The organism is Faecalicoccus acidiformans (assembly GCF_014202635.1).
Lineage (GTDB): Bacteria > Bacillota_I > Bacilli_A > Erysipelotrichales > Erysipelotrichaceae > Faecalicoccus > Faecalicoccus acidiformans.
Genome location: NZ_JACHHD010000008.1, coordinates 31437 through 45051, shown reverse-complemented (window position 1 = coordinate 45051; position 13615 = coordinate 31437). Strand labels below are relative to the sequence as shown.

The following is a 13615-nucleotide window of genomic DNA, read 5'->3' as shown; positions in this document are numbered from 1 at the left end:
TCGTCCCCTCCTATCTTTGAAAAGCCATCTCAAAGGCTTTTAATTCGGCTTCCTCTTTATGAAAGCCTTTATCCTGCAGTGCTTTGATCGAATCTTTCATGATCTGATAATCTTTAGGAACGATCTTTTTAAAGTTTTTCAGATTTCCTTCAAAATCATCCAAAATCTTTTTCGCAACGGAAGAATCCGTTGCGGCAACATGTTCTCGCAAAAGTTCCTGAAGTTTTTCGATATCGGCTTTTCCTTTGACAGCTTCCATGGAAACCAGTTCTTTATTGATCCGCAAATAAAGATCATGATCGGTATCCAGGACATATGCAATCCCTCCAGACATCCCGGCAGCGAAATTTTTACCGGTTTTACCTAAGATAACGGCAATTCCGCCTGTCATATATTCCAACCCATGATCTCCGCAGCCCTCTACAACAGCGGTGGCTCCTGAATTTCGGACACAGAAGCGCTCCCCGGCCTTGCCGCGAATAAACGCTTTGCCGCCTGTTGCCCCATAAAGAGCCACATTGCCAATGATCACATTTTCTTCCGGCACAAAGGAAGAGCGAGGATCCGGTTTGATGATCAGTTTCCCGCCTGATAGCCCTTTTCCAAAATAGTCATTCGAATCACCAATCACTTCCAGCGTCAGTCCTTGGGGAATAAAAGCTCCAAAAGATTGGCCGGCTCCCCCAATACAGTGGATCTTGAACGTATCTTCCGGCAGGCTGTTTTTTGCCGTTCGAGTGATCTGGGACCCAAATAAAGTACCAATCGTCCGATCCGTACTCGAGATCTTGAAAGTTTCTTCATGGGGTTGTCTTTTCTTTAGATAGGGCATAAATCGCGGCAAGATCTCTTTATGATCCAACGTTTCTTCCAGCTTGAAATCATAAGCATCACAGGGCTGGTAGTGTACTGGATGCGCTTGCCCTAAAAGATCGCTTAGATCCAGCATTTTCTGGCGATTTTTCAACGCTGGGCGAACTTGAAGACATTCTGTATGTCCCACCATTTCATCGATCGAGCGAAATCCGAGCTTTGCCATGATTTCCCGAAGTTCCTGGGCAATAAACAACATAAAATTCATCACATATTCGGGTTTCCCTTTAAAGCGCTTCCGTAATTCTTCATTTTGTGTGGCAATGCCGAAAGGACAAGTATCCAGATTACAAACACGCATCATACGGCAACCCATCGTAACTAATGGAGCCGTCGCAAATCCAAATTCTTCTGCCCCCAGCAAACAGGCAATCGCCACATCCCGGCCAGTCATCAGTTTCCCGTCCGTCTCCAAAATAACACGGGTGCGCAACCCGTTTGCGATCAGATCTTTATGGGTTTGAGCCAACCCCAGTTCCCAAGGAAGTCCGGCATGATGGATGCTTGACTGAGGAGCTGCTCCCGTTCCGCCATCGTATCCGGAAATCAAAACGACGGTCGCCCCTGCCTTAGCTACACCGCAGGCGATGGTTCCCACTCCGTCTTCACTAACGAGCTTGACACTGATTCTGGCATTCTGATTTGCATTTTTTAAGTCATAGATCAGCTGAGCCAAGTCTTCAATTGAATAAATATCGTGATGTGGCGGCGGTGAGATCAAAGTCACACCTGGTGTGCTGTAGCGAGTCTTGGCAATCCAAGGATAGACTTTCTTTCCCGGAAGATGTCCTCCTTCTCCAGGTTTTGCACCCTGTGCCATTTTGATTTGGATTTCTTTGGCACTGGTCAAGTATTCACTGGTCACACCAAAGCGTCCGCTGGCAACTTGTTTGATGGCAGAGTTTTTCTCTGTTCCCAATCGTTCCGGCTTTTCACCGCCTTCTCCAGAATTGGATTTTCCATGCAGCCGGTTCATCGCAATCGCCATCGTTGTATGTGCTTCTTCGGAGATCGAGCCATAAGACATGGCACCGGTCTTAAAGCGTTTCACGATATCATAGACCGACTCCACTTCTTCGATTGCCACACTGGGTCGTTCATGGACAAAGTCTAAGGAAGCCCTTAAAGTGTGGGGGCGCTGTTGATCGTTGACCATGGCGGAGTATTCTTTAAACAGCTCATAATCATTATTTTGCGTTGCCTCCTGCAAAGTAACGATCGTTTTAGGGTCATAAAGATGATCTTCTTTTCTTTTTCCGGAGCGCAGTTTATGAAAACCATAGCTGTCTAATGTCGTATCGGATGATAATCCCAACGGATCAAAGCCATGATCATGATGGTAGATCAAGTCCTCTTCGATTTCTTTTAGACCGATGCCGCCGACTCGCGACAAGGTATTCGTAAAATAGGAATCGATCACTTCTTTGGCAATTCCGATTGCTTCAAAGATCTGTGCCGATTGATAAGACTGTAAAGTCGAGATTCCCATCTTGGCTGCAATCTTGACGATTCCATGAAGAATAGCTTCGTTATAATCGTGAATCGCAATGGAAGGCTCCTTATCCATCATGTCCTTCTCGATCATTTCTTCAATGCATTCATGAGCCAGATAAGGATAGATAGCTGTAGCTCCATAGCCTAACAAGCAAGCAAACTGATGGACATCCCGCGGTTCTCCGCTTTCCAGAATAATCGAAACGGCTGTGCGCTTCTTTGTCTGTACCAGATGATGTTCCAATGCGGATACTGCTAAAAGACTGGGAATCGCCATATGGCTTTCATCGACCCCTTTATCACTTAAAATCAAGATATTGGCTCCTTGGCGATAAGCGCGGTCACATTCAATAAACATATGATCCAAAGCATCTTTTAAAGGCATCCCGCGATAAAACAACAACGAGATCGTATGATTTTTAAACCCCTCCTGATGCAGGCTTCGGATCTTATCCATATCCCGGGAATCCAGAATAGGATTATTAACTTCCAGGACCATACAATTTTCGCTTTTTTCTTCCAATAAATTCCCGTCACTGCCGATATACACTGTCGTATCGGTGATTACTTCTTCTCGCAAAGAATCAATTGGCGGATTGGTGACCTGGGCAAAAAGTTGTTTAAAATAGTGGAATAAAGATGGATGCCGATCACTCAATACCGCCAAAGGTATATCCGTTCCCATAGATGCCGTGGGCTCTGCCCCGTTTTTAGCCATGGGAAGGATCTCATCTTGGATATCTTCGTATGTGTAGCCAAAAACTTTATATAGTTTATCGCGTTCTTCTTGTGTATGTTTATGTGGCTTTTTATCTGGAGCATTCAAGTTTTTCAAATGCAGCAAATGAAGACTTAACCATTCTCCATAAGGGTTTTCGCAAGCATAACGATCTTTGATCTCTTCATCCGTGATCAGTTTTTTAGATTGGGTATCTACCAATAACATTTTCCCGGGTTCTAACCGGGCCTTTTTCACGATTTGTTCTGGTTCAAAATCTAAAACTCCCACTTCGCTTGAGAGAACAAGCATATTGTCTTTGGTGATGTAATAGCGGCTAGGTCTAAGCCCATTGCGGTCCAGGACTGCTCCGACCTGATCGCCATCCGAGAATAAGATTGCCGCCGGGCCATCCCAAGGTTCCATCATCGTGGCGTAATAATGATAAAAATCTTTTTTCTTTTGCGACATCGGAACATGTTTCCATGGCTCCGGGATCGTAATCAAGATCGCTTTGGCAAGATCCATCCCATTCATCATCAAAAATTCTAAAGTATTATCCAACATGGCGCTGTCTGAACCTGAAGTGCTGACGACGGGTAAGATTTTTTTCAGATTTTGATCCAGGAAATCCGAATTCATACTCTCTTCTCGTGCGAGCATGCGATCGATATTCCCGCGAATCGTATTGATCTCACCATTATGCGCAATCAGACGATTCGGATGGGCACGCTGCCAAGAAGGTGTTGTATTCGTTGAAAAGCGTGAATGCACAATTGCGATAGCGCTTTGATAATCCGTATCTTGAAGATCCAGATAAAACAGACGCAGCTGTTTGACCAAAAACATCCCTTTATATACGATCGTACGGCTGGAACAAGAAACAACATACGTTTCTGGACAACTCTTTTCAAACTGACGGCGAATCAAATACAAAATTCGATCAAAATCCAGGCCTTTTTTTACCGTTTCCGGTTTTTGAATGAATGCCTGTTCTATATAAGGCATGCACTCTTGAGCCGGTTGTCCTAAGATCGAAGGATCGCAAGGAACCTTTCGCCACGCAAGGACTTGAGCGCCTTCGTTTTTGACAATGGTCTCAAACAGACGTTTATGTTGATTTCGTTTTAACTCTTCTTGCGGGAAAAAGAACACGGCAATCCCATAGCCCCGCTCTTCGCCAAGATCGACACCTTGCTTCTGCATTATTTTTTTAAAGAACGAGTGGGAAATCTGCAATAAGACACCTACACCATCTCCCACTTGACCGGTCGCATCTTTTCCTGCCCGGTGTTCGAGCTTTTCGACAATGTGTAAAGCTTTATCTACGACATCGTAGCTTTTCTTGCCGTCGATCTGTACTACAGTACCGATCCCGCAAGCATCGTGTTCCATTGGTGTAAACATAAGTTCTTCCTCCTTACTCTCCGCTTTGTCCATAGTTTGAAAGGACGCGGGCACTAGGATCTTGGACATCGCATCCTTTCCAGGTACGGTTTGGCATCCAAAAATCAATGATCATCTGTGATTGTCCGGGATAGTATTTCTCAAAAATCTCCCGGTATAATAAACTCTCTTTAGTGAAAGGTGCCGCATGAAGATACAGTTTCCTTTTCGTTTCAAATTCTTCATCGGTATAAAGGCTGTCGGCATAGGCACAGATCGTGTCGCGTAAAGAATGTCCTACGGCATCGGAAAATGCGGCTTTTTCCCGCATCAAGATGTCATGCGGTAAAATATCATCCTTCTCAAAGGCATGCCGCAGCAAATACTTTCCTTTATGATAAGTATTCAACTTTTGAGACGGATCGATGTGCATACAATAATCGACAAAGGCCAAATCGCCAAAAGGAACCCGCGCCTCCATCGAATTGGAGGAGATGCAGCGGTCCGCCCGAAGCACATCATACATATGCAGCTCCCGGATGCGTTTCTCGCTTTCTTTTTGGAACGCCTGGGCATCGGGTGCAAAATCAGTGTATTTATAGCCGAAGATCTCATCGGATATCTCTCCCGTCAACAAGACGCGAACATCGGTCTGCTCATGAATTTTCTGACACAAAAGGTACATGCCGATACTGGCGCGGATCGTGGTGATATCATAAGTCGCCAACACTTGAATCACAGGATCGATTGCTTTTAAAACATCTTGATCATCAATCAAAAATTCATGATGTTCACTATGAATATAATCCGCAACCTCTTTGGCATATTTCAGATCGATCGCATCGCTTTTCATCCCGATCGCAAAAGTGCGGATCGGTTTGTTCAAAAGCTTTGAACTGATGGCACAAACCAATGAAGAATCCAATCCTCCGCTCAATAAAAATCCGATCGGAGCATCGGCATCCAGTCGTTTTTGGATACCATCCACCAAATATTCCCGCAGCTGTGCGCAAGTATCTTCTAAGGAAGCATGTCGTATCGTATCAACTTGACTCAGATCCCGATAACAGACAAAATGACCATCCTTATAGTAATGCCCGGGTGGAAAAGGGAAAATTTTCTGTACAAGAGCGACTAGGTTTTTCGGTTCAGAAGCAAAAACGATATCGCCGTGTTGATCATATCCATAATAAAGAGGACGGATCCCGATGGGATCACGAGCCGCAATGACATGATGATGTTTCGTATCCACAAGAATACAAGCGAATTCCGCATCCAGTTCTTTGAACATATCACAGCCCAGTTCTTCATAAAGCGGCAAAAGAATTTCGCAGTCACTATCGCTTTCAAAACGGATTCCATTCTCTTCTAAGCGGCGCTTGATGGATCGAAATCCATAGATCTCTCCATTACAGACGATCCAATTTCCTTGATAAGAAAACGGCTGCATTCCGCTGTGCGTCAATCCCATGATCGAAAGGCGCTGAAAGCCTACAATTCCGCCTTTGACCTTTTGAATCTTCATCGCATCTGGGCCTCGGGATGTCGTCGGCGCTAAAGCTTGTTTTACTGTTTCGGGTGCAGCCTCAGGACTAAAATAGCCGAAGATCGTACACATAAAATCATCCTTCCTTCTAAAACTACGGAATCCGGCAGTACTCTCTACTGCCGGAATTCTTTGAGAACATATTTGATTCAGATCCTATAAAATTCCAAACAACAACTTGCCATAGGTCGGGAACGGCCACAAAGCTTCATCCACCAAGTTCTCTAATAGATCGCATGGTTTACGCAAGCCATCCATCGCCGATAAGATTTCATCCCGTACAAAGAATGCTGCTTTTTCAAAGTCCTTAATGCGATGCAGACATTCTGCCTTTTCCTCTAATGCCTGGCAAGCGCGATACCCCTCTTGAATCTGCTTAGAAACCTCTTTTAAGGTTTGACTTTCATACGTTGTCTCTATATCTTCACAAACAGATTTTTGGCTAAGGATCGTTTCCGATAATTGTTTTGCATATTTCGTTGCCGCCGGCAAGATTTCTTTTTTTGCCATGTTGATCATCGTTAATGCTTCAATATTGATGATCTTTGTATATTCTTCCATCGTGATCTCATAGCGAGACATCATTTCTTCTCTATCTAAAACGTGCATCCTTTCAAAGAGTTCGATATTTTCTTCATGGATGAAGTAAGGCAGAGCATCGGGAGTTGTATGAAGGTTTAGAAGACCACGCTTCTCTGCCTCTTCGATCCATGAATCATCATATCCGTTCCCATTAAAGATGATTCGTTTATGATGCTTCAGCGTGTTTTTGATCAAATCGTGCAAGGTTGCTTCAAAATCCAAAGTTCCTTCCAGAGCGTCCGCAAACTGTCGAAGTTCATCCGCAACGACCGTATTGATCACAAAGTTACAGCCAGAAATGGAGGAGTTAGAGCCCGGCATCCGGAACTCAAATTTGTTTCCGGTAAACGCAAACGGTGAAGTACGGTTTCGATCTGTCGTATCCAAAGGAAGTTTAGGAAGCACGCTTGCCCCAATCTTCATCAATTTATGTTCAGCTCCATCATAAGGCGTTTCATGTATGATCGCTTCTAACACAGCGTTCAGCTCATCTCCTAAAAACACCGAAATGATGGCTGGCGGCGCTTCATTGGCTCCTAGTCGATGATCGTTTCCGGCACTGGCAACACTCAAACGCAGCAGATCTTGATGTTCATCGACTGCCTTGATGATGGCCGCTAAGAATAATAAGAATTGAGCATTTTCATAAGGTGTATCTCCTGGCTCTAAGAGATTCTTACCTGTATTGGTGGAAATGGACCAGTTATTATGTTTTCCTGAGCCGTTGATTCCTTCAAATGGCTTTTCATGAAGCAAGGCAACCATATCATGCTTCTTCGCGATGCGCTGGATCAATTCCATGGTCAGCTGGTTATGATCAGTCGCAATGTTGGTCGTAGAAAAGACAGGTGCCAATTCATGTTGAGCCGGAGCGACTTCGTTATGTTCGGTCTTGGCAGAAATCCCTAACTCCCACAATTGTTCATTCAAATCTTTCATGAATGCCTGCACGCGGGATTTGATTGTTCCAAAATAGTGATCTTCCATTTCCTGTCCTTTTGGACAAGGTGCTCCAAATAGTGTTCGTCCCGTATAAATCAAATCTTTTCGTTTGGAATAGTATTCTTTATCGACCAAAAAGTATTCCTGTTCTGGACCAACGGTTGTTTTCACAGATGTTACTTCTTCATTTCCAAAGAGTTTTAAGATACGCAATGCCTGAGTATTGATGGCTTCCATACTTCGTAATAAAGGAGTCTTTTTGTCCAAGGCATGCCCGGTATATGAACAGAATGCGGTTGGAATACAGAGAATATTATCTTTGATAAACGCATAAGAAGTCGGATCCCAGGCCGTATACCCGCGAGCTTCAAACGTAGCTCGAAGTCCTCCGTTAGGAAAACTGGAGGCGTCCGGTTCGCCTTTGATCAATTCTTTTCCTGAAAAAGTTAAACGAACTTTTCCCCCTTCAATAGGATTGATAAATCCATCGTGTTTTTCCGCAGTCACGCCGGTCATTGGCTGAAACCAGTGAGTATAATGCGTAGCCCCTTGCGATAAAGCCCACTCCTTCATCGCATGCGCAACCGCGTTGGCAATTTTCGGATTTAACGGTTTGCCTTCCTGGATCGTTTTCTGCAGCTCACGATATGTATCCGAAGCTAATCCTTCCCGCATACAATCTTCATTAAAAACTTTCGAACCAAAAATCTTTGTGATGTCAGTTGTCATATCGATCTCTCCTTTAAGAAAATAAAAAAAAACGGCAAGAGCAGACAAAAAACCCGATAGGATTTCTTGATTCTGGCATCTTTGCCGTTTTCTATGGTCTTTATTCTAACCAAAATCAGCGGAAAGTCAACACTTGATGAAAATTTTTGAAAATATTTGAAACAAAATGTAATTTATTGTATAACCAAATCATAAAAAAAAGGGAGAGAGAACATGTATACAAAACAAGATATACTCGATTATGTTGAAGAACAAAATGTAACGTTTATTCGTTTGGCGTATTTCGATATTTTTGGAAAACAAAAAAATATTTCCATTTTGCCCAGAGAGTTAAAACGCGCTTTCGAAGAAGGCATCAGTTTTGATGCCAGTGCCATCGATGGATTTTGCCAAGATGTCCACAGCGATCTGTTCTTGGTTCCCAACCCCAATACGATGGCCATTTTACCTTGGCGCTCCCTGGATGGGGCGGTATTGCGAATGTATTGCGATATCCAATATCCGGATGGATCTCCTTTCGAATTAGATACCCGATACTTACTGAAAAAAGCTATGGAAAAAGCCGTGCAGAAAGGTTATCAAATCGAGATTGGTTCTGAATTTGAATTCTATTTGTTTTTAGCGGACGAAGCAGGAAACAACACCTATATTCCATTAGACAATGCCGGTTATATGGATATATCCCCCGAAGACGGCGGCGAAGATGTCCGTAAAAATATCTCTTTGACATTAGAAGAAATGGGTCTATACCCCGAGGCAAGCCACCATGAAGAAGGGCCCGGTCAAAACGAGATCGACTTCTTGCATTCGAATCCGTTGCGCTCTGCCGATGATGCGGCCACCTTTAAGTGGGTGGTAAAAACGACGGCCAAAGCCAATGGTCTGGTGGCAGATTTCAGTCCAAAACCATTAAAAGAAGAAAGCGGCAACGGCATGCATATCAACATTTCTATCTCTGATAAAAACGGCACAAATAATCTTACAAAGTCTTTTATGGCAGGGATCCTTCGCCGTTTAGCTGAGATCTCCTTATTTTTGAACCCTTCACCAAAAAGCTATGAGCGATTGGGTTCTTTTAAAGCGCCAGGCTATGTCAGCTGGTCCATTCAGAACCGTTCCCAAGCCATCCGTATCCCGGCAACCCGGAATCAAACAAAACGAATCGAGCTTCGCTCCCCCGATTGTTTGGCCAACCCTTACCTTGCCTATCTGCTGTTGATCGAAGCCGGTTTAGAAGGCGTTCAAGATAACTTGGAACCGCAGCCCAGTGTCGATGTTAATTTATTCGAAGCCGGCGAAGAAATCTTATCGCAACTACAGCCTTTGCCCCGCAATCTTCAAGAGGCTTCTAAACTCGCAAGATCCAGCGATTTTGTGAAACGAACTCTTCCGGAAGCAATCTGGCAAGCCTATCTATCCTTTCAAGAGTAATGCTTAAGATATTAGTCGCCTCGCGATCGCCTAAGCTTTCCAAACTCCTGCATGAGCTCATGCCAGAGGCTCTACAAATCAGTGTTTCTTCTGCCCAAGAAGCACAAACCTATTTGCGGCAACAAGTCTTTGATCTCTGCGTCATTCAGTTGCCCCTTCCCGATGAGTTTGGAATTCGCTTTGCCCGGCAATGTGCCACCCAATATCCAATTGGCGTCTTGTTGTTGTCGAAAAAAGAAACTTATGACCAAATCGCCTACCAGGTAAAAGAAGACGGCATCTTCGTCTTAGGTCTGCCTTGTTCTAAGGAAATCATCTATCAGGCATTGCGTTGCCTGCATGCCAGTTGTCTTCAGGTACAAAAGGCAAATTTACAGATTCAAAAGCTCCGCAGACGCATTCGTGAAGACCGCTTGATTTATCAGGCAAAACTGATCTTGATCGAACAATACCATTGGAGCGAAGAAAAAGCCCATCACTACATTGAACAGCTATCGATGAACTCAAGTCAAAAAAAGGCAGCGGTAGCACAAATGATCGTGGACAAATCTATGATTGAAACTTAAATAACCTCCGGAGTTCCAGAGGTTATTTTTGTTTAATTTACAGTGCTGTGATGACAAATATACGAGTCCTTCGTCAATGGATAAAACTTATATCCCTTATCTTTGTAGTATTGAATAATAGTATCCAGCGCCGCAACCGTAGAATCTTTCGGACTGGAATCATGGAAAAGCAGGTTGACATGATCATATGCATCCGTACAACTCAATTCAATGATCCTATCTTTAGGTACATCATTTCCTTCGGCATCTCCCGAGCTCACATTCCAGTCAAAATACTGATAACCTTCTTTTATAACGCGATCAGTCAGCTGACTCATGATGCCCTTGCTATAATTGGCACTGACGCGGTTAGAAGATCCTCCCGGGAAACGTAAGATATCTGATCTTTGACCAGTTATTTCTTCTACCATATCATTAACCGCATCAAGGTCCGCAAAATAGGCATCCGTAGAAGAATAGATTTTCGCATAGTCGTGCGTATATGAATGAAGACCGATCGCGTGCCCTTGATCGTAGGCTTCTTTGATATACTCTCTGTGGTTTTCATCATGTCCCGTCACAAAAAACGTGGCCTTCACCTTATGTTTCTTTAATATATCTAAGACTTCTTTCGTGTTTTCGCTGAGGCCATCATCAAAAGTCAAATAGACCACCTTTTCTGAATATTCAGGATTTGGCACCACTTCGACTTCCAGCGATTGATCTTTGTCGTTTCCGGATCGATCTGAGGCTTTGGCGGTAATTGTATATAGGCCCGGAGTAAAGATATCTAACGAACTGGTATCGATCTTTACTTTAGGTTCTGGATCCAGATCATCTTTAACTTTTATTTGCGAGCTGATATCCTCGGATGTTCCCTGCATCACTTTCAATTTATCTATCTTTGGGAATACCGGCGGTTTCTTATCCTGTATACGATTTAACACGACATCTTTTTCCGTGCTGTTTCCATAAATGTCCTTGGCTACAATTTTAAGCTTTTGTTCTCCCACACGATCTAGATCGGGCTTTTTATCAAAAGAAACCTCAAATTCGGATGCATCCGAAACTTTAGTCACAAAACATTCCGGGCGAATCTTTGTATTTAAATCAAACTTTTTATCTGCCACTTCCAAATGAGGTCCCTGGGTGTCACGAACCGCAACATTCACGGTCTTTGCCTTATCTTTAAACACATAGGTGATCACATAATCTCCGGGCTTTTTTAAATCAACTTCTCCTTTGATGTCCACATCTTTTTTTGTTCCAAAAACGATGTTTTGAATATTGTCATAAGGATCAAGATGGCTGCCCATTTCCACTGTTAAACTTGTATTTTTTAAGATCATGGGATCGTGATAAAAATAGACGCCAAACAAAATATATAATGCCGCAACAACGATGCCATACAATTTTCTTTTCATGCTATAGTCCTTTATAATTACTATTATACAAAAACAGCTATATATCTGCCATTCTGATTCATTTTAAATCTTAGTTCTTAATATTTTTTAAATAAAAACAAAAACTTTTTCGGATTATATTAAAAAGATTTGTATTTTATCTCATTTACTGAGAAAATGGCCTAAATGCGTGTATAAATATTTTTGGGGAGATGTATATGAATCTATCGTTGATCTTGGGCCTTCTTGGCGGGCTCGCCCTGTTTTTGTATGGTATGCAGATGATGTCCGATGGTTTGGAAAAGGCGGCTGGAGACCGTTTAAAATCCATTCTGGAAAAACTGACATCCAACCGCTTCTTAGGTGTCCTTGTCGGAGCCGTAATCACGGCCATTATCCAATCCAGCAGTGCCACTACCGTCATGGTCATCGGTTTTGTCAACGCCAGACTGATGACTCTTCGCCAAGCGGTCTGGATCATTATGGGCGCCAACATCGGAACCACGATCACCGGCCAGCTGGTTGCGTTAAATATCAGTGAGATCGCTCCGTTATTTGCGTTTGCGGGTGTTGTGATGATCGTCTTTTTAAAGAATCCAAGGCTTCATTCTCTAGGCTCTATCGTTTCTGGTCTAGGAATCTTATTTATCGGGATGGATATGATGTCTACATCCATGGAACCTTTACGAGAATCTGCTTTGTTTATCTCTATGATCACACAGTTTGCCAATCCGGCCATCGGTATTCTTGTCGGCGCTTTATTTACCGCCTTGATTCAGAGCTCTTCCGCTTCCTTAGGAATCTTGCAGGCGCTGGCCAGAAGCGGTGTGATTGGGCTGCAAGGCTCTGTCTTTGTGTTGTTTGGGCAAAATATCGGAACCTGCATCACGGCGGTATTAGCTTCAATCGGAACGAGCCGGGAAGCGAAACAAACTACGATCATCCATCTCAGCTTTAATATCATCGGCACGATTTTATTCACAACGATCTGCATCCTGACTCCTTTGACAACTTTAGTAGAAGGCTGGACACCGGGCAATGCACCGCAGCAGATTGCCAACATGCACACTTTGTTCAATGTCGTAACCACGATCGTTCTATTGCCGTTTGGAACCTATCTTGCAGATTTTGCCCAACGGATTCTGCCTGGTGAAAAAATGGCCATGGATTCTGAAGGCTTGATGTATTTACAGCCGCTTCCCAAAGCCAATAAGATCGTAGGGTTATCGGCCATCAATGTGCAGCAGGTCCATGATGAAATCATGCGGATGATGGATCTAGCCTATGCCAATGTCAGCGATGCCTTTGATCAGCTGATCCATTATCAGGAAGAGCGTTCTAAATCCATCCAAAAAAGAGAAAAGACAGTGAACTTTTTAAATAATGCGATCTCCCATTATATTTCGGAAGTCTTTGGAAATGGGAATCTTAATCAGGAAACGTCTCAAAATTTAACGGCTTACTACACTATGTTGGTCGATATCGAACGAATCTCCGATTATGCCATCAATATGGATCGCCAAGCTATCGTGATCTCTAAAGAAAGAAGTTCAGACGAAGAAAGAAAGATTCTAAAAAAGATGAAAAGCCGAACTTTCAAGATGCATGATCTGATCTTTGATCTTAAACAAGCGGGTGAATATAACAACCACATCGATGAAAACACCCAGGAATGGAGAAATATGCAGATCCAGGGATTAAAAAACAAAACAATATCCAGCGAATTAGGAATCTCTTTTTCCCGCATTCTGACAGACTATGACCGCATCAACGATCACGCTCTTAACCTTGCCGAAGAAATCGATAAAATCGATAACGAACTTTTTCAGCCCATGATATCGGATTAAAAAACTGCAATACAGCTTACCGTTAAATCTTTGTAAATTCCTTACCAGGCGAGTAATTTTCAGAATCCATCATGATATTTTATATACAGATATTCGCAGAGGAAGGAATTTCATACAAT

7 protein-coding genes are annotated in these 13615 nt (G+C 43.2%); 3 read left to right on the top strand and 4 right to left on the bottom strand.

Going from position 1 to position 13615, the window contains the following annotated elements; genetic code table 11:
• Positions 1-10 precede the first annotated feature (10 nt).
• From gltB to HNQ43_RS04935, 3 genes are all read right to left on the bottom strand, one after another.
• A complete protein-coding gene (gltB, locus tag HNQ43_RS04945; RefSeq protein WP_221247996.1) occupies positions 11-4492 on the bottom strand; it encodes a glutamate synthase large subunit in 4482 nt (1493 codons plus the stop codon).
• A 13-nt stretch (positions 4493-4505) separates the two neighbouring features.
• Positions 4506-6089: an asparagine synthase B gene (asnB, locus tag HNQ43_RS04940; protein ID WP_183375370.1), complete on the bottom strand. Its 1584-nt coding sequence runs from the start codon at positions 6087-6089 to the stop codon at positions 4506-4508.
• Positions 6090-6173: 84 nt separating this feature from the next.
• Complete coding sequence (locus tag HNQ43_RS04935) at positions 6174-8270, bottom strand: glutamine synthetase III family protein (RefSeq protein WP_183375368.1); 2097 nt, start codon at positions 8268-8270, stop codon at positions 6174-6176.
• 213 nt (positions 8271-8483) lie between these two features.
• Between HNQ43_RS04935 and HNQ43_RS04930 the strand changes: the two genes are divergently transcribed.
• Both HNQ43_RS04930 and HNQ43_RS04925 read left to right on the top strand, forming a co-directional pair.
• Complete coding sequence (locus HNQ43_RS04930) at positions 8484-9701, top strand: glutamine synthetase family protein (protein WP_183375366.1); 1218 nt, start codon at positions 8484-8486, stop codon at positions 9699-9701.
• Positions 9702-9760: 59 nt separating this feature from the next.
• Entirely contained in the window at positions 9761-10267 is a 507-nt protein-coding gene (locus HNQ43_RS04925; RefSeq protein WP_183375364.1) for an ANTAR domain-containing response regulator, read from the top strand.
• 32 nt (positions 10268-10299) lie between these two features.
• Here HNQ43_RS04925 and HNQ43_RS04920 read toward each other — a convergent pair whose 3' ends face one another.
• Complete coding sequence (locus HNQ43_RS04920) at positions 10300-11670, bottom strand: polysaccharide deacetylase family protein (protein WP_183375362.1); 1371 nt, start codon at positions 11668-11670, stop codon at positions 10300-10302.
• Between the two features lie 197 nt (positions 11671-11867).
• On the opposite strand from HNQ43_RS04920, the gene HNQ43_RS04915 reads away from it, so the two are divergent.
• Positions 11868-13496 carry a Na/Pi cotransporter family protein gene (locus tag HNQ43_RS04915; RefSeq protein WP_183375360.1) on the top strand — a complete coding sequence of 543 codons (1629 nt, stop codon included), beginning with the start codon at positions 11868-11870 and terminating at the stop codon, positions 13494-13496.
• Positions 13497-13615: the final 119 nt, after the last annotated feature.